Origin of the sequence: Klebsiella sp. ZJOU C1, assembly GCF_035620215.1 — a bacterium.
Taxonomy (GTDB): domain Bacteria; phylum Pseudomonadota; class Gammaproteobacteria; order Enterobacterales; family Enterobacteriaceae; genus Klebsiella; species Klebsiella variicola.
This window is the reverse complement of record NZ_CP141644.1, coordinates 2237760-2260810: the sequence shown is the minus strand read 5'-3', so window position 1 is coordinate 2260810 and position 23051 is coordinate 2237760. Positions and strand designations below refer to the sequence as shown.

Genomic DNA, 23051 nt, shown 5'->3' with positions numbered 1-23051 from the left:
TGGGTTAGCGCACCGTGACTGGGGTGAAAGTTCGCGTTGCAGAATAGTGATGAACCTGCATGAGCGGCCAGCCACAGAGCCTCACGCTGATCTCACGTTTCAGCCATTAATTCCGTCATCACTTTCGCAAACACTTCGCCCGGCTGCGACAGGGTGCTGTGTCCATCCGTCACCGCGACGACAGACACCGGCAACGCATGACGGAACGGCCGCACCGCCAGACCACTGGTGTCGACGCCCTGTAGAGAAAAACTGTCAACAATAGTCATACTGTTGTTGCCGTGTCTGACAAGATTAATCGCCATGCTGTAGCGGTTGGTTTCTACCGCCGCCACCTGGCGCTGGCGGAACGCCGGCACCTCTTCGGCAATCATGGCAACCAGCCGCGCGTCGGTCGTGATATACACCAGGTCGCGTGTCGGGATATCCTGCCAATGGATTTCCGTCTGCTGCGCCAGCGGATGCTGCCCGGGCAGCACACACACCATTTCACCCCGGCAGATGGCCAACGGGTTCTCCTCTGGTTCGTAGCCGGGTTTCACCAGAAAACCGAGATCGTAACGCCCTTCTTCAACCGCCGTCTCAATTTCATTGTTGAGACACATATCCGCCACCACACCATAATCCGGAAAGCTCTGCCGAAAACGCGCCACCGCCAGCGGCAATATATTCAGCGCCAGCGCAGGCGTGGCACAGACCCGCAACTGACCAACGCGATACTGGCGGATGTGATCAACAAAACGCTCAAAACGAAGCCGGTCCTGATGCACGCGCAGCGCCTCTTTATACAGCGCTCTGGCTTCCGCGGTTGGCTGCATCTTCCCTTGATAGCGCTCAAACAGGCTGAACCCCATCTGCTGCTCGATAAGCGCCAGGCTTTTACTCACCGAAGGCTGCGACATGGCCAGCTGCGCCGCTGCTGCTGTCACTGAACCTAGCTGAACGATACTGATAAAGACCTCGAGTTGCTTGGGTGTCATTGCCATTTTCCTGATAACGATATGCTGATTATGCATTTAAAAAATATGCACTCAGGGTTATAGAATCCATAATTATATTCACCAGAGGGCATAAAATGAAATTTTTCACATCACGCTTCATGTCGATATTGTTGCTTATACCGGGGATGTTCTTAGCCCAGTCTCCTGCTCAGGCCGGGGAAGAAATCAATACGATTCTGCCAGACCATGTGATCCGCGTCGGTGCGGTCAACGCACCGCCGTGGTATCAGAAAGATCTGCTGACCAACCAGTGGACCGGGCTGGTTCCGGATGTTGTGCAGGCGATATTTAAAAACACCGATATCAAGATTGAATACGTTGATACGCAATGGGGCACCGCCGTCGCGGGTTTACAGTCCAACCGCTTCGATATTTTAGGTGGTTTTAATAATACGCCAGAAAGGGCCAAAGCCGTCGACTTTACCCGCCCTATGGGCTCGCACCAGATGGGCGTCCTGACTCTGGAAAAAGAGACACAGAAATATCAGCGCTGGGACACCATCAACACTTCGCAGACCAGGCTCAGCGCGATTGATGGCTCGGCAGCCGTCACGCTGCTGCAGCCTCAACTGGACAAAGCCCAGTGGATTATCGTTCCCGATAGCGACAACATGCAGCTCCAGATGGAGAGCGGCCGCGCGGATGCCATCGTCACTAACGATATCCAGATGGCGCAATATATTCAAAAGCGTCATCAGGGCACGATGATTATTCCACAGCCGGTCAAAGAACAGGCAACCAATATGGGCCTGCGTAAAGAACGACCGGAATTACAGGCGTGGCTGAATGGACGGCTCGAACAGCTGGATAAAGACGGCACGCTGAAAAAAATATGGCAGAAATATACTCACCCAGCGAAATAACTCTGATGAACCCACAATCATTATTACCGTTACTGAAAATTGAAGCGCTTAGCAAATCATTTTCAGGTAATAAAATTATAGATGATGTTTCCTTCGCGGTTCGTCCCTCGGAGGTGATTGGCATCATTGGCCGCAGCGGCGCGGGTAAATCCACCCTGCTGCGTTGCCTGAACATGCTTGAAGTCCCGGATAGTGGGCATATTTGGCTGGGTGAGGAAGAAATAGGCTTTCACGGCGCGCAGAGAAAACAGGTCACACAGCGCACATTAGCGCGCCAGCGTGCCTCAATGACAATGGTATTCCAGCACTTTAATCTGTGGCCACACCGCAGTGTATTGCAGAATATTATTGAAGGTCCGGTACAGGTCCTGGGCTTGCCGCGTAAAAAAGCCATCGAAAAAGCCATGGCGCTGCTCACGCGTATGGGCCTGCAAGAAAAAGCCGGAGACTTCCCGGTTCAACTTTCAGGCGGTCAGCAGCAGCGGGTATCTATCGCCCGCGCCCTGGCCATGGCGCCGCAAGTGATCCTGTTTGACGAACCGACTTCCGCACTCGATCCGGAATCTGTCGGGGAGGTGTTGTCCGTTATTTCCGAACTGGCGGCCAGCGGCACCACCATGCTGGTGGTTACCCATGAAATGCGTTTTGCCCTGCAGGTATGTAGTCGGCTGCTGTTGATGGATAATGGCAAACTGGTGGAAGAAGCATCCCCTCAGGAGATCTGGTCACGGCCGCCCGATGCCCCTATCCGACGCTTTATGACGCTGTCCGGCGTAACGGCAGAGGAGCTGCGCTAATGTCTTATCACTGGGATTTCTCAATACTGTGGCAATATCACGCGGTTTTGCTGGAAGGGATATTGACCACCTTTAAAATTGTGCTGGCCTCAGTCACGTTAAGCATTCTTGGCGGAGCGCTGCTGGCCCCGTTGCGCGGCGCGTCCAGGGCGGTCATCCGCTTACCCACCCAGGGGTTGATTGAGATTGTGCGTTCAATCCCCCCTCTGGTGCTGATTGTCTGGGCCTACTACTGTCTGCCCATTTTGTTCGGCCTGACCCTCTCCTCGTATCTGACCTGTGTCCTCGCCATCTCGTTATATGGCAGCGTATTTTTCGCTGAAATATTTCGTTCTGGTATGCAATCGGTCGATCATGGTCTGGTCGAAGCGGGCCTGTCGGTGGGGATGTCACCGCTGAAAGTATTAGTTCGCATTACCGCGCCGGTAGCCTTTTTGCGAATTTTACCGGCGTTTGTCAGCCAGTGCGTGATGTCGGTTAAGAATTCCGTGCTGGCGAGTTATATCGCAACGGGTGAGATCCTCTATCAAGGGCAACGGCTGAGTACCGCCACCTTCCGCCCTCTGGAGACACTGACTTTTGTGGCGCTGTTTTTCGTCGCCACCATTCTTCCGCTGTCACTGCTGGCAAGCTATGCCGAGCGCCGGATCCACAGCCGCTACTTCAAACGTTGAGTAACCATGACTATTTCCGCAACACGCCAGCTGGTCAATTTTGCCAGTACCTTATCTGCGCCAGCTATCCCGGCTCCCGTTCGGCGCAAAATTCGACTGCATTTACTGGATGCCCTCGCCTGCGGTTGGGCGGCCAGTGGCCACCGGGTCAGCGAACCGATGATACGCGCCTCCCGGCTATTTGGCGGAAACGGTCACTGTAGCGTCTTCGGTGAGTCCGGTTTCAGCCCATTGGCGGCCGCGTTCGCGAACGCCGCCATGATAAACGGCCTGGATCACGATGACGGTGTGGAGATCGACGGCAAAGGGCTCGGCCATCCGGGGGCCACACTGGTTGCCGCCGCGATGGTTGCGCTTGACCTCAATCCTGAGCCGGTAGCTCAGGACGTGCTGATTACCACCCTGGCGGCCGGTTTCGAGGTGAATAACCGGCTCATCCACGCCATCCAGCCTTCGGCAGAACGCTTCAGCCAGGTCTACGGCGTGGCGCAGCATCAATCCATCGGCGCAGCCGTGGTGGCCGGTCGGTTGTTGGGGTTAAACTCTGAGCAATTACATCACGCGGTGGGCCTGGCCGCCGCGTTAACACCGCTCCCCAGCCTGCACCAGTATAACTGGCGACAACGGCCGCTGTTGTCGCTCAAAGATGCCGTGGCGCCCGCCGCGCAAGCCGCCGTGCAGGCGGTGATCATGGCGCAGCAAGGCCTCAGCGGCAGCCTTGATGTACTCGATGGCGAACAGGGTTTCTGGCGGATGATTGGCTCCGACCAGTTCGCGCCAGACAGGTTGACCGATGAGCTCGGCAGTCACTGGTACGCTGGCTACGGTAGCTTTAAGCGATATCCCGCCTGCCGCTGGCTGGCCTGCGCGCTGGAATGCATGGAGGGCATCATGCAGCAGACCGGCTGGTCTGTTGCGGATCTCCGCACCATTGAGGTACAAAGCTTCCCCCGCCTGGTCAATGATATGATGGACTATCGGCCGCAAACGGTGACCGACGCGCAGTTCAGCCTGCCGTGGACGCTGGCAGCGATCGCCGCTGGCCTGCCACCGGGTGCCGACTGGTATACTGAAGACAATATGCAAAACCCAGCCTTGCTGGCGCTGGCGGATAAAGTCACGGCCACTGTCACACCTGAATTTACACAACGGATGAACGGTCCGGCACGCCAGCCTGGCGCGCGCGTTGTGGTCACAAACAGCCGTGGCGAATGTGCAGTGCAGGAACGCTACAAACCCTTGGGCAGCGCCGAACGCCCGCTTAGCGATGGGGAAATTATTGCCAAGGCGCGGCGAAATTTGCCCGGACATAAGATAAAGGTTAACGAACTGCTTACGAGCGTGATGGAGGAGGAAACGGCTCGGTATTACTCCTCTTCGGCAGACCTGATGGGCTTTTCGCTACCGGCGTAGCAAGGGTTGCCTGACATTGTCAGGCAACCACGACCGGTTAGTGCTTCACGATATACATGGTACGACTGTAGGCCACATCTTCCGGGTTGGTGATCGGGTAGCCTTTCAGCCACGGCTTAATCAGCCGGCCGTTAGTGTACTGGTAGATCGGCGCAATCGGCGCTTTGACCATAATGATCTTCTCCGCCGCGTTGTAATCGTCGTTACGCGCTTTGGCCGAATTCTCCACCGCCGCCTGGGCGAGGATTTTGTCGTACGCCGGATCGTTAAAGCGCGAGATATTTCCGCTGTGGGTGGAGGTCAGCAGCGACAGGAAGGTGGACGGCTCGTTGTAGTCCCCTACCCACGAAGCGCGGATCACGTCGAAATTGCCGGTGTTACGGCTGTCGATATAGGTTTTCCACTCCTGGTTTTGCAACTTCACTTCCACGCCGAGGTTTTTCTTCCACATCGACGCCACCGCGATGGCAATCTTCTGGTGATTCTCAGAGGTGTTATACAGCAGCGTCAGCTTCAGCGGACGATTCGGGCCATAGCCGGCGGCAGCCAGCAGGGCTTTCGCCTGGGCATTAAGTTCGGCCTGACTCATACTCTCAAACTGCGACGGCTGGGGGGTGAAGCCCGCCGTCACGTCCGGCGTGAAACGCCAGGCCGGTTTTTCCCCGGTTCCCAGTACTTTCTCCGCCATCACCCGGCGATCGATGGTCATGCTCAGCGCCAGTCGCACCCGCTCGTCCGCCGTCGGCCCCTTTTGGGTATTGAAAGCGTAATAGTAGGTACCCAGCTGCGGCGGGGTATATACCTGCCCCGGAATATCCTTCAGCAGTTTCTGATACATATTTTTCGGGAAAGATTCGGTGATATCGATATCGCCAGCGAGATAGCGCTTGGTGGCGGCGGACTCCTGGTTGATCGGCACAAAGGTGACCTGCTGGATCACCGTTTTGGCGTTATCCCAGTAGTGCGTGTTCGGCACCACCACCAGCTTTTCATTGACCACGCGATCTTTCAGAACATAGGCGCCGTTGCCCACCAGGCTGCCGGGCCGCGTCCAGTTCGCGCCGCTGTCGACATTCGCCTTCTGTACCGGGTAGAAGGCAAAGCTGGCGGTCAGGTTGCTGAACCACGGCAGTGGTTTATCCAGCTGCACCCGCAGAGTGTGGGCGTCGACGGCGGTAACCCCCAGGGTCTCCGGCGCGGCTTTGCCGTCGATAATGTTCTGCGCGTTGGCGATCCCCGCCAGCGCCGCGAACCAGGCGAACGGCGAAGTGGTTTTCGGATCCACCAGACGCTGCCAGCTATAGACGAAATCCTCGGCGGTAACCGGCGTGCCGTCGGACCAGCGCGCGTCATCGCGCAGGGTAAAGGTCCAGACGCGGTTATCGTTGCTCTGCCAGCGGGTCGCCACGCCTGGAACCAGGTTGCCTTTCGCATCCTGATTGACTAAACCTTCAAACAGATCGCGGATCACCTGGATTTCCGGCAGGCCCACCGCTTTGGCGGGATCTAACGAGGCGGGTTCATCTTTGATATGGCGTACTAACAGCTGTTTTTCCGCCAGTACCGTGCCCGGCGGTACGTCCGCCGCCCAGGCTAAAGAAGATACGCTGGCTAACCACAGCGCGCCGCATGTCAAAGCGACAGGATACTTCATAAGATCCCCTTTAAAATGAAAAAAATACCGCCAACAGAGCGATAATTATTTGTTTCATCACCTGAAATTGCAAACGACATATGATAGAAAATTGATGTGTCGTCGGATTTCACGCCTCAGGGAATGGGTTTGATCCCGACACGCTTTTCGCCAACACTGAATAATAACGACACACAGGAAGCCCTATGTCTATTTCACGTCCTCGTCCGCAGCGCGGCGACTTTCCGCCGGGAACCCGGCAGTACGGCAGCTCGGAACTGGGCGCGCCGCTGCTGTGGTTTCCTGCGCCGCAGGCCGACAGCCGTAGCGGCCTGATTATTGCCGGCACCCACGGTGATGAAAATTCGTCGATTGTGACCCTCTCCTGCGCCCTGCGCACCCTGAAACCCGAGCTGCGCCGTCACCACGTGGTGCTAACGGTCAACCCTGACGGCTGTCAGCTCGGGCTGCGTGCCAATGCCCGCGGCGTTGACCTCAACCGTAACTTTCCGGCCGCTAACTGGAAACAAGGGGAAACGGTTTATCGCTGGAACAGCGCGGCAGAGGAACGCGACGTGGTGCTGTTGACCGGCGAGCAGCCAGGTTCGGAGCGGGAGACCCAGGCCCTGTGTCAGTTGATCCACCAGATCCATCCGGCGTGGGTGGTCTCCTTTCACGATCCGCTGGCCTGTATCGAAGACCCGGGCCACAGCCCGCTGGGGCACTGGCTGGCCGACGCCTTCTCCCTGCCGCTGGTGGGCAGCGTGGGCTACGACACGCCGGGCTCCTTTGGCAGCTGGTGCGCGGATATCGGGCTCCCCTGCATCACCGCCGAGTTCCCACCGGTCTCCGCCGACGAGGCAACGGAGCGTTACCTGCCGGCGATGACCGATCTGCTGCGCTGGCAGGCTTAAAGATGAAGCACGCCGGTGCTGAACCGCAGCGCCGGCTCAACGTCCACCGCCAGCCATGACGGGCCGTCGAGGTCGGCGAAGCGCGCCAGCGGCGCCAGAGGGAGCGCGGCGGCGATCCCGCGCGAGGTACAGAGCATACAGCCCAGCATCCGTTCAAATCCCTGCCGTTCCGCCTCTCCGGCCAGAGCCAGCGCTTCGGTCAGACCGCCCGTTTTATCCAGTTTGATATTGACCATCTCATAGCGCCCGCGCAGCCGCGGCAGGCTCTCCCGGGTATGGCAGCTCTCGTCGGCGCAAATCGGTAACGGATGAACGAAGTTTTCCAGCGCCGCATCGGCGTCAGCCGGGAGCGGCTGCTCGAGCATCGCCACGCCGAGGTCCGCCAGCAGCTGACAGCGCGCCGCCAGCCCCTCGCTGTGCCAGGATTCATTGGCGTCGACAATCAGCGTAGCCTCCGGCGCCGCCTGACGGATAGCGATTAACCGCTCGCTGATCAGCCGGTCGTCAAGCTTCACTTTCAACAGCTGGGCACCTTTCTGCCACAGCGCCGCGGCGCTGGCCGCCATCTGATCCGCCGTACCAATGACCACCGTTTGGGCGGTGATCACCCGGTTGGGCAACGCCACGCCCAGCAACTGGGACAAGGTTTTGCCTTCGCGCCGCGCCTGCAGATCCCACAGCGCGCAGTCAACGGCATTGCGCGCGGCGCCTGCCGGCAGCAGCCGCTGCAGCTGTTCGCGGGTGAGGCCCGCTTCCAGCTGCTCGCCGATCGCCATCACCTGGGCCATGACCGAAGCGATGCTCTCGCCATAGCGGGGATAAGGCGTGCATTCGCCCACCCCTTTCACACCGTCCTCCTCCAGTTCCACCACCACCACTTTTGCCTCGCTGCGGCTGCCGCGGGCGATCACAAAAGGGGTATGTAGCGGCCAGGCTTCCTCATACACTCGCACGTTGCGCATTCCCTTGTCCTCTCTGGTCAATGTTAAATAGGGTTTGCCGTGTAGCTGGCGGATGTCATACACTACTCGTGACGTTAACTATATGTAAACAGGAAGATAACCATGTCACAAACCGTGCATTTCCAGGGCAACCCCGTTTCTGTTCAGGGCACCATTCCGCAGGCAGGCGCTAAAGCGCAGCCGTTTACGCTGGTCGCCAAAGATCTCTCTGACGTCGCGCTGAGCCAGTACGCCGGCAAACGTAAAGTACTAAATATTTTCCCGAGCATTGATACCGGCGTGTGTGCCGCATCAGTGCGTAAATTCAACCAGCTGGCCGCTGAACTGGACAACACCGTGGTGCTGTGCATTTCCGCTGACCTGCCGTTCGCCCAGTCCCGCTTCTGCGGCGCGGAAGGCCTGAGCAACGTGGTGACCCTTTCCACGCTGCGCGGCGCGTCGTTCCTCGCTGACTACGGTGTCGCCATCGCCGCCGGTCCGCTGGCTGGCCTGGCTGCTCGCGCCGTGGTCGTTATCGATGAAAACGATCAGGTCGTCTACAGCCAGCTGGTGAACGAAATCACCGAAGAGCCGGACTACGACGCCGCGCTGGCCGCTCTGAAAGCCTGATAACAGCGTGCCCGGGCGCATCGCGCCCGCGGACATTCTCTTTGCTCAGCCCCCGCTCTGCGGGGGCTTTTTATTGCCGTGGCGCATAGCGGGAGATAGCCCGCGCCATCGCCGGGCCGGTCAGTAAAATGGTAAACAGCCGCAGCGTCTGTAGCGCCATAATGAACGACATATCCGCCCGGGTGCCGGCGGCGATAATCGCCACTGTGTCCAGCCCGCCTGGGCTGGTGGCCAGATAGGCGGTCATAAAGTCCATCTGCAGAATGTGGGTCAGGGCAAGGGCCATCAGGGCGCACATCAGGATCAGCCCAAGAATAGAGGCGATAATCTGCGGCAGCGTCTTCAGCGCCAGCAGAAAAATGGCTTTATTAAACTGCAGCCCCACCGTCCAGCCCAGCACCGCATAGGCCATCGCCAGCAGCCACTCCGGCAGCTCCAGCATCATCCAGCCGCTGCCCTGGACCAGCGCGCCGAGCAGCATCGGCAACAGCATGGCCCCGGAGGGGATGCGCAGCCGCATGCCCAGCCAACAGGCTAGCGCCGTCAGCAGCAGCGTGAAAGGGAAATTCAGGGTCAACGATGGAAACCAGACAATATCCTGAGTCATTTCCTGCGCTTCATTGCCCAACGCATAGCGCACCACCAGCGCCGCCGCGCCGACGACAAACAGCACCCGCAGATACTGCATCAGCGCCACCAGCCGCACATCGGCCCCGTACTCCTGGGCCATCACCACCATTGCCGACGCGCCGCCGGGAGAGCTTCCCCAGGCGCCGGTGGCGCCCGGCAGCGCGCTGTAGCGAACCAGCAACCAGCCGGTGAGGCCGCTAATCGCCAGGGTGGTCAACAGGATCGCCAGCACCAGCGCCCAGTTGTTGAACAGCACGCCAAAAACAGAGGGATTAATCGCCCGGGCGATCATGCAGCCGACGATGGCCTGCGCCGCCAGATAACAGGGACGAGGGATGCTCAGCTTCACCCCGCGCAGGCTCAAAATGAGACCGGCGATCAGCGGCCCCAGCAGTAGCGCTGCCGGCAAATGAAGGCGTAACAGCAGCGAGGAAAAGAGAACAGAGAGCAGCAGCAATGCCAGCCATTGCCCGATCGCGCGACGCGACGCCAAGATGCACCACCCCGGAAAAAGGATTAAAAAACCAGTATATACAGGTTTGGCCCGCTTTGCAGGCCGAATGCCGGCGACGTGGGTCGCCGGCCTGGCGGGATTATTCGTCGCCCTTTTTCTGACTCAGACCATATTCACGCAGTTTATTGGCGATGGCGGTATGCGACACCCCCAGCCGCTTCGCCAGCTTCCGGGTGCTGGGGTAGCTGCGATAGAGCTGGGTCAGCACCGAGCGCTCAAAGCGGCGGGTGATGTCGTCCAGCGACCCTTCCATCGCCTCCTCGCCCACCGGCAGCGACGCGACGTCATGGTCCGGCAGCAGAATGTCCTGTGGACGCAGCTCAAATCCCTCCAGTTGGGTCAGCGCGCGATAGACAGCATTCTTCAACTGGCGAACGTTGCCGGGCCAGCTGTAGCGGGTGAGCACCGTACTGAGATCGGCGGAGAGCTTCGGCCGCGGGACGCCCTGCTCATCAGCAAAGCGGGCCACGAACAGCTCCGTCAGCGGCATAATGTCCTGCGGGCAGTCGCGCAGCGGCGGCAGATACAGCGTCAGGACGTTGAGGCGATAGTAGAGATCTTCGCGGAACAGCCCTTTCTGCACCAGTTCGACCAGGTTTTTCTGCGTCGCGCAGATCACCCGCACATCGACGTGCACTTCATGATCCTCGCCAACTCGGCGGAAGGTGCCGTCGTTGAGGAAGCGCAGCAGCTTAGTCTGCATTCGCGGCGACATCTCGCCAATTTCATCCAGCAGCACCGAGCCGCCGTTGGCCTGCTCGAAGAAGCCCTTCTTACCCTGCAGCGCGTCGCCAAACAGCTCGCTCTCGACCGCGTCCTCGGGAATGGAGCCGCAGTTGAGCGCCAGATAAGGTTTGCCCGCCCGCGGGCTGGCCAGATGGCAGGCATGGGCCAGCAGATCTTTGCCGGTACCTGTGTCGCCGACAATCAGCAGCGGCGCGCTGAGCATCGCCAGCTTGCGCGCTTGCTCCACCACGTGGCGCATTTTCGGCCCCACCGCGAGGATCTGGCTGAAGGCGCTGGTGTCCTGGCTGGTCATGGTCTGCAGTTGACGTCCCATGCGCACGGTTGAGCGCAGCATCGCCACGGCGCCGGTCAGCACCCGTTCGTTATGCTCCCCTTCCAGATAGACCGGGGTCACTTCCAGCAGATAGTTCTGTCCATTCACCACCACATGCTCCGCATGCGTCTCCTGCGGGCTGCTCTCCAGCCAGCGCTGAACGTTAAAATCGGCGATCAACTGGGCCACCGGATGGTTGCGCAGCTTCGCCTGGCTTTGGCCAAACAGCAGGCAGCTGGCGGGGTTGGCCAGTTCCACCCTGCCTTTGGTATCCAGCGACAGCACCGGCTCCGGCATCGCCACCAGCAGCGCGCTGAGCGCCAGGTGTTCACGCTCAGACGGCATCCACGGCACGGTGCGCACGTCTGTCACGCCGGCGATACGGCGGATCTCTGCCATCAGGCTGCTGAACGTGGCGAACTCCAGTTCGGCAAAATTGAGGTAAATTCGGCCTATAGGGTCAATATCGATACCACGTAGATCAATGCCGCGCAGCACCAGCAAGTCGAGCAATTCACGAGTCAGACCGAGACGGTCTTCACAAAAGACTTCAAGACGCATGGGAGTGTTCACCCTAAAAGTGCCAATGACGGGAGAATAATAGGACAGGAATGAGTTTTCGGGAAGCTAACTGTCAACAATTATTGACAGCATGGCGGAAAAATGGGCGTTGTGCCGTAAAGTCAGGCGGTCAGTGGTTAAATGAACGCCTGGGCGAGCCGGGATCCAACCTGCCCGGCAATGTCTCTGAGCGGAGGTTACTTCTCCGGACTGGTTTTGCTTTTCTGCAGGGTCTCTTTCAGTTGCCCAATCAGCTCGCGACGAAAATCGCCGAGCCGCGGTTTATCATCGGCAATCCACGGTAGCGGGCGGCACAGCTCCATCGCCTTTATCCCGAGGCGGGCGGTCAGCAGTCCGGCACCGATGCCCTGTGCGGCGCGCGCCGACAGCCGGGCCGCCAGATCCTGCGACATCCAGTCCATCCCCACCTCGCGCACCAGTTCGCTGGCGCCAGCGAAAGCGATATTCAGCAACACCAGGCGAAACAGTCGCAGACGACTGTAATACCCGAGCTCAATGCCGTACAACGTGGCAATTCGGTTGATCAGCCGCAGGTTACGCCAGGCGATAAACGCCATATCCACCAGCGCCAGCGGGCTGACGGCAATCATCAGCGTCGACTCCGCCGCCGAACGGCTGATTTCCCGCCGCGCCTGGGCATCGAGCACCGGCTGCACCAGCTGCGCATAAAGGCTCACCACTTCGCGATCGCTTTGCGTTTCGTGGATCGCGGCATACCAGCGCTGCAGCGCCGGATGCGATTGATCCAGCCCGGCCTGCTGCGCCAGCTTCTCACAAAAGGCTTTCGCTTTGCCGACCGCGTGACTGTGCAGCATATCGCGCGCTTCATCGCGTTCGTGGGCGCGCTGGCGCAGTCGCCACAGACGGCGCCACTCGGTGGCCACCGATCCGACGCCGGCCCCGACGATCAGCGCCCCGGCGACGCAGCCGCCCAGCGCAATCCAGTCCTGGGTCTGCCAGGCGTTAGCCGTCCACTGCACGCCTTGCGCCACGACGCTGACGCCGAAGATCGCCAGTCCGGCGCTGACCATCCGCCGCCACAGGCTGCGTTTGGGTCGCAGGACCGACTCCACCACCGCTTCCGCCGCCCCCTCTTCCTCTTCGCCGGTCACCAGCCGCGCTGGCGCGAAGTTGTCGGCCTCCAGGGTGTCGAAGGCGCGGGCGCTTTTCAGCGGCGGAATTTTTTCCGCTTGCAGCGGACCATCAAAATCAATCCGCGGTTTTAACGGTTCGCTCATCGCAGTTTATCTCCAATCAAAAATTCCAGCGCCGCGTCGAGGCGAATGTGCGGCAAAGGCCGATCGACATCCATGACCTGCGGACGAAAGTTTTCAAACTGAAATCCCTGCTGCTGCCAGAAGGCCTGGCCCGGCAGACGCGCCGGCACCTCGCCGGGATAGATGGTCAACGGCTGGCCGTCGCTCAGCCGATCGCCGCGCAGGGCGGGAATTTTCTCGCCATTCACCTCAATCAGCCCGCTCTGGGTCGCCTGAATGGACGCCAGCCCCAGGCAATCCATACTGATCCCCTCAAAGGCGGCGTTCTGCCACGCGTCCTGAATCAGTTGCTGCAGGAGCGACACCATATTGCTGTGCTGATCGACCGTGACGTGGTCAGCTTTGGTGGCGGCAAACAGCAGCTTGTCGATAACCGGCGAAAACAACCGGCGGAACAAGGTGCGCTGCCCGTAATGGAAACTTTGCATCAGCTGGGTCAATGCCAGACGCATATCGTTAAAAGCCTGCGGCCCGCTGTTGAGCGGCTGCAGACAGTCCACCAGCACAATCTGCCGGTCGAAGCGCAGGAAGTGCTCTTTGTAGAACCCCTTCACCACCCTTTCGCAATAGTATTTGTAGCGTTCGCGCAGCATGCCGGCGTTGCTGTGTTTATCGGCCTGCGCCAGCTTGGCTTCGCCGATGGCGTCGACGTCGGGCCACGGGAAAAACTGCAGCGCCGGCGCACCCGCCATTTCACCGGGCAGGACAAAGCGCCCGGGCTGGATAAAGTGCAGCCCTTCGCGCTTACAGGCGTGCAGATAGTCCGTCCAGGCGGCAGCGATATCTGCCAGACGGGCCTCATCGGCAGGGGCCAGCGGATCCAGCCCGGCGCACAGCTGCCGCCAGCGGGCCGACCACTCCGCACGCTGTCCCTGCAGGAGCCCGGTCATCTGTCGTGACCAGCTCAGATAATCCTGTGCCAGCATCGGCAGGTCGAGCAGCCACTCGCCCGGATAGTCGACGATCTCCAGATACAGCGTGGAGGTATCTTTAAAATGGCGCAGCAGGGAGTCATTCGAACGGTAGCGCAGCGCGAGACGGATCTCGCTCACCCCGCGCGTCGGGGTTGGCCACATGGGGGGCTGGCCGTACAGCTGGGCCAGCCCTTCGTCGTAGGTGAATCGGGGAATGCCAAAGTCCCGCTGCGGCACGCGCTTGACGCCGAGCAGCCGCTCTTCGCGTGCGGCGCTCAGCAGGGGCAGGCGGGCGCCCGTGTGGATATTCAATAGTTGATTGACCAGCGCGGTGATAAACGCCGTTTTACCGCTCCGGCTCAGGCCGGTCACCGCCAGACGTAAATGCCGGTCAACCCCGCGGTTGACCAGCGCATTCAATTCAGTTTTCAGTCGCTTCATCGCCAGTCCGTTATGCCCTGAAGGTATGTCTCGTCATCATAAGCTATCTGCCGGGGATAAGCAGGACAACGTTAATCCTTTTGCGCCTTCCCCACGGCGGCATTATTTCATCCCGCGCGTGACGCGGTTGGCCAGCCGGCTGAGCAGCGGCTCCAGCGCCACCGCCAGCAGCATTTTCAGCGGCCGACGCGCGACCGATTTAACCGCCCAGCCGGCAACGCCCGCCGGGCCGTAACGCAGCGCGGTCAGCAGCGCCAGCTTACCGACGATTTTCAGACCGGGCTTCACCTGCTGCCCGGCGCGTCGCCATTTGCTATTCATGCGTTGCCTCACTCGTTAAAAACAGGATTTACAGCTGGCGAAAGCGGCTGCGCAGCGTAAAGGTGTCGGAGGTCACATACCGCTCCATTTCACGCAGGCGCTGTTCACCGGAGGCCAGTTCGGCATCCACGGCGGCCAGCAGATCGCCATTGCTCGGCGCCTTGTGACCGTACAGTTCACTGTCCGGCATCGGATCCAGAGCAAAAGTCAAAATGATGTAGGCCACCAGGACAAAGAAAAAGAGGCCGAAAATCATCGCCAGCACGGTAATCAGACGCACCAGCTTCACCGGGACATCAAGATGCTGAGCAATGCCCGCGCAAACGCCCTTCACCATCCCGCGCTGCGGGATACGCCACAGTTTTTTATTCAGATCCAGTCCGGCCATTATTTGTCTCTCCAGTTCGGATGTTCAGCATCCAGGATCGCTTCCAGCGCCTGAATACGTTCGCGCATCCGCTTCGCGTCATCGGTCAACTGCAGCAGCCGTTGCTGCTCATTTTGCGTCAGACTGCCGTTGGCGCCGCGATTGTTGTAGTGCAGCCACAGCCAGACCGGCAGAACAAACAGCACAAACAGCGTCAGCGGAATGGCGAGAAAAAGCATGCTCATGTGTACTCCTTACAGGGGGTGAGCCGCGGCGCAACGCCGCGCCGCGCAATCATACTTACTGGTTGGACTGATTCATTTTGGCTTTCAACGCCGCCAGCTGCTCGCTGATTTCATCGTCCGCTTTCAGTTCGGCAAACTGCTGATCCAGCGTCTGCTGCTTGCCAAAGCGGTGGCTCTCCGCTTCCGCTTCCATCTGATCGATGCGACGCTCAAAGGATTCAAAGCGGGCCATCGCCTCATCCAGTTTACCGCTGTCCAGCTGGCGACGCACATCGCGGGACGAACTCGCCGCCTGATGGCGCAGCGCCAGCGCCTGCTGACGAGCGCGGGTTTCGCTGAGTTTGTTCTCCAGCTCGCCAATCTCTTTTTTCATGCGCGCCAGCGTTTCATCCACCAGCTGCACTTCATGATCAAGTTGAGCGATAAGGTCGGTCAGCTTCTGCTTTTCGATCAGCGCCGCCCGGGCCAGATCCTCTTTCTCTTTACGCAGCGCCAGCTCGGCTTTTTCCTGCCATTCCGCCTGCTGGGCGACCGCCTGCTCAATACGACGGGTCAGCTGTTTCTTTTCCGCCAGCGCGCGGGCCGACGTGGAACGCACTTCCACCAGCGTGTCTTCCATCTCCTGGATCATCAGACGCACCAGCTTTTGCGGGTCCTCCGCTTTCTCCAGCAGGGAGTTGATGTTGGCGTTCACGATGTCGGCAAAACGAGAAAAAATACCCATAATTTCAATCCTCATAGTTCTGGTTTCAGGCATTCACCTGTGGCTTAGCTAATACAAATGACGTGCCAACTTTTTATCTTATTGATTTTAAACAGAGTGGTTGCGAATTGTGCAGGGCATTGCTACAGTCACCTGGTTAATCACACTACTTAATGGCGAAATTCATCATGGCGCAGTACAAGGATAATCTGCTGGGCGAGGCCAACAGCTTTCTCGAGGTGCTGGAACAGGTTTCCCGGCTGGCCCCGCTGGATAAACCGGTGCTGGTCATCGGCGAGCGCGGCACCGGGAAAGAGCTTATCGCTAACCGTCTCCACTACCTCTCCAGCCGCTGGCAGGGACCGTTTATCTCGCTGAACTGCGCGGCGCTGAACGACAATTTGCTCGATTCGGAACTATTCGGCCACGAAGCCGGGGCCTTCACCGGGGCCAGCAAGCGCCATCCCGGGCGCTTCGAGCGCGCCGACGGCGGGACGTTATTTCTTGATGAGCTGGCGACGGCGCCGATGCTGGTGCAGGAGAAGCTGTTAAGAGTGATTGAATATGGCGAGCTGGAGCGCGTGGGCGGCAGCCAGCCGCTGCAGGTCAACGTCCGGCTGGTGTGCGCCACCAACGCTGACCTGCCGCGGATGGTGGAAGAAGGCCATTTTCGCGCCGACCTGCTCGACCGTCTGGCCTTCGACGTGGTGCAGCTTCCGCCGCTACGTGAACGGCAGAGCGACATCATGCTGCTCGCCAACCAGTTTGCCATTCAGATGTGCCGCGAGCTCGGTTTGCCGCTGTTTCCCGGCTTCAGCGAACGTGCCACCGCAACGCTGCTCGGCTACCGCTGGCCGGGGAATATTCGTGAACTGAAGAATGTCGTCGAGCGCTCGGTCTATCGCCACGGCGACAGCGAGCACGAGCTGGACGCCATTATCCTCAACCCTTTCCGTCAGACCGCGGCCTCCGTGCCGGAGGCCGCGTCCGGGGACGAGCTGCCCGCTCTGCCGCTGGATCTGCGCGATTTTCAGCTCCAGCAGGAAAAACGCCTGCTGCAGCGGAGTCTGCAGCAGGCGAAGTATCATCAGAAGCAGGCGGCGGAGCTGCTGGGGTTAACCTATCACCAGCTCCGCGCGCTACTGAAAAAACATCAGCTGTGAGAGGCGCGCGGCAGCAGCAGCGCGCTCACCGCCATCGCCCCCAGGCATAAGACGGCGTTAAACCACAGGGCATACTGGGCGGCATGGGCCATGCCCAGCGGCAAAAACAGCGCGAAAAGTGACGCCGTCACGGCAATACCCATCGCCCCGCCCAGCGAGCTGCCCATCTTGTAGATCCCCGAGGCGACGCCGATTTTGTTCTCCGGCGCGTTGGCCACCGCCGTATCCGTTGAGGGTGTGGCGTAGCAGCCCAGCCCGAGGCCAAACAGCACGTTGCTGGCGAACACCACCCCGATATACAGCGCCTTATCGAGAAAAGTGCAGGATATCAGGCCGATGGCAATCGCGGTCAGCACCGGCCCGGCCATCATCGGCAGCCGGGCGCCATAGCGCTGCAGCAGCTTCTCGCCCACCCGGATCATCGCCAGGACGGTCACCAGATAGCCGAGGGTCATCATCCCGCTCTCCAGCGGCGTCAGGTGGTGCCCCTGCTGCAGCCAGATGCTGGCGATCATCATGGTGCCAATCGCCCCATTGAGCAGAAAGTTCGACAGCACTGCCGCGCCGTAGGCCCGGTTACGAAACAGCGCAAAATCAATCAGCGCCGCCTCGCCTTTGCGCATGCCGTTGCGGATAAATACCGCCCCCGCCGCCAGCGCCCCGACCAGCATGGTCAACGACAGCGGACTGCTCCATCCCCAGCCATGGCCCTTGCTGATAAACAAATTCACCAGCACCAGCGCGGCAATCAGGCTCAGCAGACCGCCGACGTCCAGCTTATGCTGGCTGGCGCTGGCGCTGCGGCTCTCCGGCGTGCCGCGCAGCAAAAACAGCGCCAGCAGAGCGACGGCAATGGAGAAGACGAAGATCCAGCGCCAGCCGAGCCCGGTGGCAATGGCTCCGCCAACGAAGGAACAAAGACCGCTGCCGCCCCACGAGCCGATGACCCAGAAGCTGACCGCCCGCTGCCGCGCACGCCCCTCATACCAGGTCTTAATCAGCGCCAGCGTCGCCGGCATAATGCACGCCGCCGACAGCCCCTGTAGCACCCGGCCGGCCAGGAACAGCCCCGGCCCCTGAGCGACCACCAGCATGGCGCTGCCGACGATGCTCAGCCCCAGTCCGAGGGTGGTCATCCGCATCCGGCCAAACTTGTCCGCCAGGCCGCCGCTGGCGACCACGAAACAGCCGCTGAACAGCGCGCTGAGACTGACGGCCAGGGTTAAGGTTTCAAGGGAGATATCAAGACTGCTTTTCATCGCCGGCACCACGTTAATCACCGACTGGGCAAACAGCCAGAAGGTTAAAACGCTTAGCACAATCCCCACCAGCAGGCGATCGCTGCCGACAAAGGGGGTGTCGCTCACGGTGACAGTGCTCATCGCATGGCCCTCCTGTTTCCGGTGATTAACGCAAATAGTGTTCCGCCAGACCGCACCACAGCGCCGCCCCGGTCAGCAACAGCGCGTCGTTGAAGTCATAGCCCGGGTTATGGACCATGCAGCGATCCGGCTCATCGCCAGCGCCGATGGTGAAATAGCTGCCATGCGGGTGCTGTTCCAGCATGAAGGCAAAATCTTCACTGCCCATAAACGGCTTCACCTCGCCCACCTGCTCTGCGCCAAACAGCGATGTCGCCACCTCCCGCACCATCGCGTTGGCCGCCGGATCGTTACGCAATACCGGGCTGCCGTTGACGTGCGTCAGCGTGGCCGTGGCGTTGAAGCTCTCCGCCTGAGCCACGGCGATATCATGGATCCGCTGCAGCACGGTCTCGCGCACCTGCTCATTGAGGGTGCGCACCGTGAGCTTCATCAGCACGTGATCGTTAATGATATTGGGCGCGTGTCCGGCCTGGATGCTGCCGACGGTGACCACCGCCGGTTCGAACGGGGTGATATTCCGCGAGACGATCGACTGCAGCGCGAGGGTGATATGGCAGGCGACCAGCGTGGCATCCACGGTATGCTCCGGTACCGCGCCGTGGCCGCCAACGCCTTTCACCTCAATATGCAGCGTATCGGAGGAGGCCATCATCGCCCCGTCGCGCAGGCCGATCTTGCCCAGCGGCTGACCCGGCATATTGTGCAAGCCGAAGATGGCATCGCAGGGGAACCGGTCAAACAGACCGTCCTCGACCATCACTCGCCCGCCGTACAACAGCTCTTCCGCGGGCTGGAAAATCAGCTGCAGCGTCCCGGTAAACTGGCGGGTGCGCGCCAGATATTCAGCCGCGTAGAGCAGCGTGGTGGTGTGCCCGTCATGGCCGCAGCCGTGGAAACGCCCGTCAACCTGGCTTGCCCACGGCTTCCCGCTCCGCTCCTGCATCGGCAGGGCATCCATATCCGCCCGCAGGCCGAGGCGTTTTTTTCCGTGGCCGACGCGCAGCGTGCCCACCACTCCGGTGCCCGCCAGGCCGCGGTGAACCTCGTATCCCCACTCGCCAAGCAGTCGAGCGACCTCATTGCTGGTTTGATGTTCTTCAAAGCCGATCTCCGGCTGCTGGTGGAACTGGCGACGCAGGGCAATAAATTGCGCCTCGTTGACCTGCAAGGCTTCAAGCAACGGATGTGTCATTTTTGTTATTCCTGTGTTGTGTTTGCACGACACTTTCGAGTTTATGCGGGTGAAACAGCTTTCAGGTGCGCTTTTTTGTTTTATATTGACGAGAAATCAATGACTGTTTTTCATACATATCAGTTATGACAAAAAATAACGGGTTGTTTTTTGTCTGCGGAGGAGTGTCACGTGGAGCAGCATTCAGGCGACTTTAGCGTCACCGTGCGCGATGTACGTCAGTTGAACCAGACAGAAGGCGATCAGCTGACGCTGCTATGGGTGCTGGAGGGGAGCGTAAATCTGACGGAGGCGGAAGGTGTGCCGCAGCCGCTCGCCGCCGACGAGCTGGCGATCGTTAACCGCAACCGTCGCTGGAGTCTGCGCAGCGCCGGTACCAACGCAGTGATGATCCTGACCCTTTCCGCCAGCTGGCTGACCCGCCTTGACAGCGCTTTTTTTGCTGTCGACTATCAGATAACGCCGCGCACCCGGGATGCGGAGGACGGCCTGCGCCGCCTGATGCGCCAGCTGCTGGTGAGCGGCCTGGTCAAGCATCCCGGCCATTACCGACTGGAGGCCAACCGCTGGCTGAGTGAGATAGCGCTCCTGCTGGCCACGCGCTTCAGCCAGCCCATCGCCTCCACGCCGCGCCGCGGAGCGGAGAACTGGAGCCGGCGAATAGCCAGCGTGGTGGCGCGGATCGACGCCAACTATCAGCGCCGCTTCTCGTTGCAGGAGGTGGCGGCAGCGGAATTTGTCTCCGAGGCCTGGCTGTCACGCTTATTTCACAAAGAAGTCGGGGTGAGTTTTGTTCAGTACCTCACCGCGCTGCGCCTGCGCCACGCCGCCGATCAGTTGTTGACCACCCGCAAACCCGCCCAGCAAATCGCCCGCGAACAGGGGTTCGCCAGTACCCGTATGATGAGCGATCTGTTTAAGCGCCAGCACGGCGTGACGCCGCGCCAGTATCGTGAACAGCATCCCCGGGAGCTTGCCCGACCGCGTCCGCCGCAGGCCGACCGCTGGCAGCCGGTCGCTGTCGACCGGCTCTATGCTCGCCTCAATGAACCGGAACCACGCGACCGGGAAAGTCCCCCGCTGCCGATCAATCCGCCGCAGACCCGGGAGATCAACCTGCACGATCGCCCGGCGCGCGCCGCTGTGCTGCGCCATACCCGGATGGTGGTGACCGTGCGCGAGCTGGACGACCTGCTACGGGAGGATGTGCGCCGGGAACTGGAGCAGCTGCACCGCGCCCTGCCGGTGTATGCCATCGATATCAACGATCCCTTTCTCAGCAGCCGGCTGTTCGGCACCGGCTGGGACGATCCGCAGATGGCCGGCTACGCCTGCTGGTATAACCTGCAGCAGATTTTTAGCTGGCTGGCGGCGATGGGCTGGAACGTGATCCTCCACACCGGCGTCACCACCCGCAGCGACCTGCTGCAGCGGTTTCTGCTGCTCGCCGCCAACCATTTTCCGCCGGCCACGCTCAACAGCTGGCGCTTTGTCTGGCACTGGTCGCCGCAGGCCAGCGAAGCGACCCGCCAGGCGGCCTGGCGCCAGCAGCGCGAGGTTCTTCACCGCCTGCTGCCGCAGCCGCAGCTGGGGATCTGGCACCGCTTTGCTCCCAGCGATCCCGGTAACGATCCGTTGTTTCACTCACCGCTGCTGGCGGAGGCGGATTTTCTCGCCTGCCAGGCAGATGCCAACGAACAACTGGATCTGGCGCAGGCAGACAGCAGCCGCCTGGCCTCCAGCGAACATTATCCGCTGCACAAGCTGCGGCAGATCCACAGCGCCCTGCGCCAGCGACAGCTTAACCTGCCGCTGTGGCTGCTCTCCTGGAATACCCTGACCGGCGATACGCGGGATACCAACGGCCGCTTTTTTCGCGGCGCGCTGTTGATGGATAATCTGCTGGGGGTGGCGGACCAGGTCTGGCTGGCGGGCTTCTGGTTAAATTCAGGCCTCCAGGGCGAAGCCCGCGCTAACGGGAAGCTCGATACCTCCAGCCTGGCGCTGCACTATCTGCACGGGCTGCCTCGCCCGGTTTACTGGGTACTGTGGCTCTGGCGGCGGCTGCGCGGCGAGATCCTGTTTCAGGATAAAAACCTGCTGTTGCTTCACCACCAGGGGCACTACCAGCTGCTGCTGCGCAATACGGTGGTCTACAATCCCTGGCTCTCCAGCGAAGCGGCCTTTATCCAGCGTTTCAGCCAGCCCTACAGCGTGCGGCTGCAGGGCCTGGAGGGCGGCTGGCGCGTCAAACAGCACCTGTTCGATCAGCATCATGGCGCGTTATTCCCGCTGGTCGACGCCTTTCGCAGCCGCAGCGGCCCCGACGCTGAGGATTACCAGTGGTTGATGCATCGGGCTCGTCCGGCGCTCAGTGTGGAAGATGCCCGGCTTGACGGACACTGGCTGCGGGTCGACTCGCTGGAAAGCAACGCTTTGGCGCTGTACGAATTTACGCCTCAGCGCGCTCCCGGCGAGGATCCCGCCCCCGCAAGCAATCCGTGAATTTTGCGCTGGCTCTCCGTCGTCGCCGGGTTGAAAACCAGCAGCGACAGATCGGGGCGGCCTTCCACGGCAAAAGAGGTGAACTCCAGATCGAGCGGGCCCATCTGCGGATGGTGAATGCGCTTATAGCCTTCTCCGTGGCCGGCGACGTCATGGCTTTGCCAGAAACGGGCGAACTCAACGCTCTGCTGCGTGAGTTCAGCGATCAACTGGTCAGTTTCCGTCGTCGCCCCCATCCGGGTGACGTCGGCGCGAAAAGCGTTGACGATAAGCTGCCCCACCGTCTGCCAGTCCTCCAGCGTGCAGCGGGCTTCAGGTCGGGTAAACAGGCGACGCAGTACGTTGCGCTCCGCCAGCGGTAGCTGGCTGTAGTCGGTCAGCACCCTGGCCGCCGCCGCGTTCCAGGCGATGACGTCCCAGCTGGCGGTGCGGATAATCGCCGGAATAGTAAAAGCGTCAAGCACCCGCTGCAGCCGCGGCGTCATATCATCTGTCACCGTCAGACGCGTCTGCGGCGGATGGCCAAAGGCGAGAATAAACAGATGCTCGCGCTCCGGGGTGGTCAGCCGCAGACCGCAGGCGATCCGCTCCAGCACCTCGCGGGAGGGCGCCCCGCCGCGCCCCTGTTCAAGCCAGGTATACCAGGTCGGGCTGATACTGGCGAGCTGCGCGACCTCTTCGCGGCGCAGCCCCGGCGTGCGCCGGCGTCCCGCCGGGAAGCCAAACGTCGCCGGATCGAGGCGCTGGCGCCGGGCGCGGAGAAAATCGCCTAAAGCATGGTTGTCAGAAGTGTTCATCATCTGCCTGTGGGTTCTGCCTGTTAGAATTTATACCCCGATAATGTCTCTACTTTTATAGTATGACATCGCAGGTAGGATACGCCTGA

The 23051-nt window shown here is 60.5% G+C and carries 23 protein-coding genes; 8 read left to right on the top strand and 15 right to left on the bottom strand.

The window, feature by feature from the left end; all coding sequences use genetic code 11:
* Positions 1-92: 92 nt before the first annotated feature.
* Positions 93-980: a LysR family transcriptional regulator gene (locus SPE70_RS10705; RefSeq protein WP_008805221.1), complete on the bottom strand. Its 888-nt coding sequence runs from the start codon at positions 978-980 to the stop codon at positions 93-95.
* A 95-nt stretch (positions 981-1075) separates the two neighbouring features.
* On the opposite strand from SPE70_RS10705, the gene SPE70_RS10700 reads away from it, so the two are divergent.
* Genes SPE70_RS10700 through SPE70_RS10685 form a run of 4 tightly spaced genes read left to right on the top strand, consistent with a single transcriptional unit; the run spans position 1076 to position 4748 of the window.
* Complete coding sequence (locus SPE70_RS10700) at positions 1076-1864, top strand: substrate-binding periplasmic protein (protein ID WP_016160850.1); 789 nt, start codon at positions 1076-1078, stop codon at positions 1862-1864.
* 5 nt (positions 1865-1869) lie between these two features.
* On the top strand, positions 1870-2661 hold the full coding sequence (locus SPE70_RS10695; protein ID WP_008805223.1) for an amino acid ABC transporter ATP-binding protein: 792 nt from the start codon (positions 1870-1872) through the stop codon (positions 2659-2661).
* Positions 2661-3335: an amino acid ABC transporter permease gene (locus tag SPE70_RS10690; RefSeq protein ID WP_064170163.1), complete on the top strand. Its 675-nt coding sequence runs from the start codon at positions 2661-2663 to the stop codon at positions 3333-3335. Before SPE70_RS10695 ends, SPE70_RS10690 begins: the two co-directional genes overlap by 1 nt.
* Before the next feature lie 6 nt (positions 3336-3341).
* Positions 3342-4748 carry an MmgE/PrpD family protein gene (locus tag SPE70_RS10685; protein ID WP_064170164.1) on the top strand — a complete coding sequence of 469 codons (1407 nt, stop codon included), beginning with the start codon at positions 3342-3344 and terminating at the stop codon, positions 4746-4748.
* A gap of 37 nt (positions 4749-4785) precedes the next feature.
* Here the strand turns inward: SPE70_RS10685 and SPE70_RS10680 are convergent, their stop codons facing one another.
* Positions 4786-6402 carry a peptide ABC transporter substrate-binding protein gene (locus SPE70_RS10680; protein ID WP_022066380.1) on the bottom strand — a complete coding sequence of 539 codons (1617 nt, stop codon included), beginning with the start codon at positions 6400-6402 and terminating at the stop codon, positions 4786-4788.
* Positions 6399-6515: a hypothetical protein gene (locus SPE70_RS10675; RefSeq protein ID WP_012542015.1), complete on the bottom strand. Its 117-nt coding sequence runs from the start codon at positions 6513-6515 to the stop codon at positions 6399-6401. The genes SPE70_RS10680 and SPE70_RS10675 overlap by 4 nt, the downstream gene beginning before the upstream one ends.
* Positions 6516-6587: 72 nt before the next feature.
* Between SPE70_RS10675 and mpaA the strand changes: the two genes are divergently transcribed.
* The gene (gene mpaA / locus SPE70_RS10670; protein WP_008805227.1) at positions 6588-7295 is read left to right on the top strand and encodes a murein tripeptide amidase MpaA; all 708 of its coding nucleotides are present in this window, start codon (positions 6588-6590) and stop codon (positions 7293-7295) included.
* Here the strand turns inward: mpaA and ycjG are convergent.
* On the bottom strand, positions 7292-8257 hold the full coding sequence (ycjG, locus tag SPE70_RS10665) for an L-Ala-D/L-Glu epimerase (protein WP_032735364.1): 966 nt from the start codon (positions 8255-8257) through the stop codon (positions 7292-7294). The genes mpaA and ycjG overlap by 4 nt on opposite strands.
* 102 nt (positions 8258-8359) lie before the next feature.
* Between ycjG and tpx the strand changes: the two genes are divergently transcribed.
* Positions 8360-8866 carry a thiol peroxidase gene (tpx, locus tag SPE70_RS10660; RefSeq protein ID WP_008805229.1) on the top strand — a complete coding sequence of 169 codons (507 nt, stop codon included), beginning with the start codon at positions 8360-8362 and terminating at the stop codon, positions 8864-8866.
* 70 nt (positions 8867-8936) lie between these two features.
* Here tpx and SPE70_RS10655 read toward each other — a convergent pair whose 3' ends face one another.
* The 8 genes from SPE70_RS10655 to pspA form a co-directional block, all read right to left on the bottom strand.
* On the bottom strand, positions 8937-9989 hold the full coding sequence (locus SPE70_RS10655) for an AbrB family transcriptional regulator (protein WP_023297459.1): 1053 nt from the start codon (positions 9987-9989) through the stop codon (positions 8937-8939).
* A gap of 100 nt (positions 9990-10089) precedes the next feature.
* The gene (tyrR, locus tag SPE70_RS10650) at positions 10090-11631 is read right to left on the bottom strand and encodes a transcriptional regulator TyrR (RefSeq protein WP_012542019.1); all 1542 of its coding nucleotides are present in this window, start codon (positions 11629-11631) and stop codon (positions 10090-10092) included.
* Between the two features lie 197 nt (positions 11632-11828).
* Positions 11829-12890, bottom strand: coding sequence for a YcjF family protein (locus SPE70_RS10645; protein ID WP_008805232.1), 1062 nt, complete (start codon positions 12888-12890; stop codon positions 11829-11831).
* A complete protein-coding gene (locus SPE70_RS10640; RefSeq protein WP_008805233.1) occupies positions 12887-14284 on the bottom strand; it encodes a YcjX family GTP-binding protein in 1398 nt (465 codons plus the stop codon). Before SPE70_RS10640 ends, SPE70_RS10645 begins: the two co-directional genes overlap by 4 nt.
* Positions 14285-14386: 102 nt before the next feature.
* On the bottom strand, positions 14387-14605 hold the full coding sequence (gene pspD / locus SPE70_RS10635) for a phage shock protein PspD (RefSeq protein WP_064170165.1): 219 nt from the start codon (positions 14603-14605) through the stop codon (positions 14387-14389).
* A 28-nt stretch (positions 14606-14633) separates the two neighbouring features.
* Positions 14634-14993 (bottom strand): envelope stress response membrane protein PspC, encoded by a 360-nt coding sequence (gene pspC / locus SPE70_RS10630; protein ID WP_004203911.1) that lies wholly within the window; start codon positions 14991-14993, stop codon positions 14634-14636.
* Positions 14993-15217, bottom strand: coding sequence for an envelope stress response membrane protein PspB (pspB, locus tag SPE70_RS10625; RefSeq protein ID WP_002901911.1), 225 nt, complete (start codon positions 15215-15217; stop codon positions 14993-14995). Before pspB ends, pspC begins: the two co-directional genes overlap by 1 nt.
* Positions 15218-15272: 55 nt before the next feature.
* Positions 15273-15941 (bottom strand): phage shock protein PspA, encoded by a 669-nt coding sequence (gene pspA / locus SPE70_RS10620; RefSeq protein WP_004203910.1) that lies wholly within the window; start codon positions 15939-15941, stop codon positions 15273-15275.
* A 152-nt stretch (positions 15942-16093) separates the two neighbouring features.
* Between pspA and pspF the strand changes: the two genes are divergently transcribed.
* Positions 16094-17083, top strand: coding sequence for a phage shock protein operon transcriptional activator (pspF, locus tag SPE70_RS10615; protein WP_008805234.1), 990 nt, complete (start codon positions 16094-16096; stop codon positions 17081-17083).
* Here pspF and SPE70_RS10610 read toward each other — a convergent pair.
* Complete coding sequence (locus tag SPE70_RS10610; protein WP_008805235.1) at positions 17074-18465, bottom strand: MFS transporter; 1392 nt, start codon at positions 18463-18465, stop codon at positions 17074-17076. The genes pspF and SPE70_RS10610 overlap by 10 nt on opposite strands.
* A 25-nt stretch (positions 18466-18490) precedes the next feature.
* Positions 18491-19660 (bottom strand): M20 aminoacylase family protein, encoded by a 1170-nt coding sequence (locus SPE70_RS10605; protein ID WP_008805236.1) that lies wholly within the window; start codon positions 19658-19660, stop codon positions 18491-18493.
* A gap of 171 nt (positions 19661-19831) precedes the next feature.
* Here SPE70_RS10605 and SPE70_RS10600 point away from each other — a divergent pair, with 171 nt between their 5' ends.
* On the top strand, positions 19832-22165 hold the full coding sequence (locus SPE70_RS10600) for a helix-turn-helix domain-containing protein (protein WP_064170166.1): 2334 nt from the start codon (positions 19832-19834) through the stop codon (positions 22163-22165).
* Here the strand turns inward: SPE70_RS10600 and SPE70_RS10595 are convergent.
* Positions 22120-22962 (bottom strand): helix-turn-helix transcriptional regulator, encoded by an 843-nt coding sequence (locus SPE70_RS10595; protein ID WP_008805238.1) that lies wholly within the window; start codon positions 22960-22962, stop codon positions 22120-22122. The genes SPE70_RS10600 and SPE70_RS10595 overlap by 46 nt on opposite strands.
* Between the last annotated feature and the right edge of the window lie 89 nt (positions 22963-23051).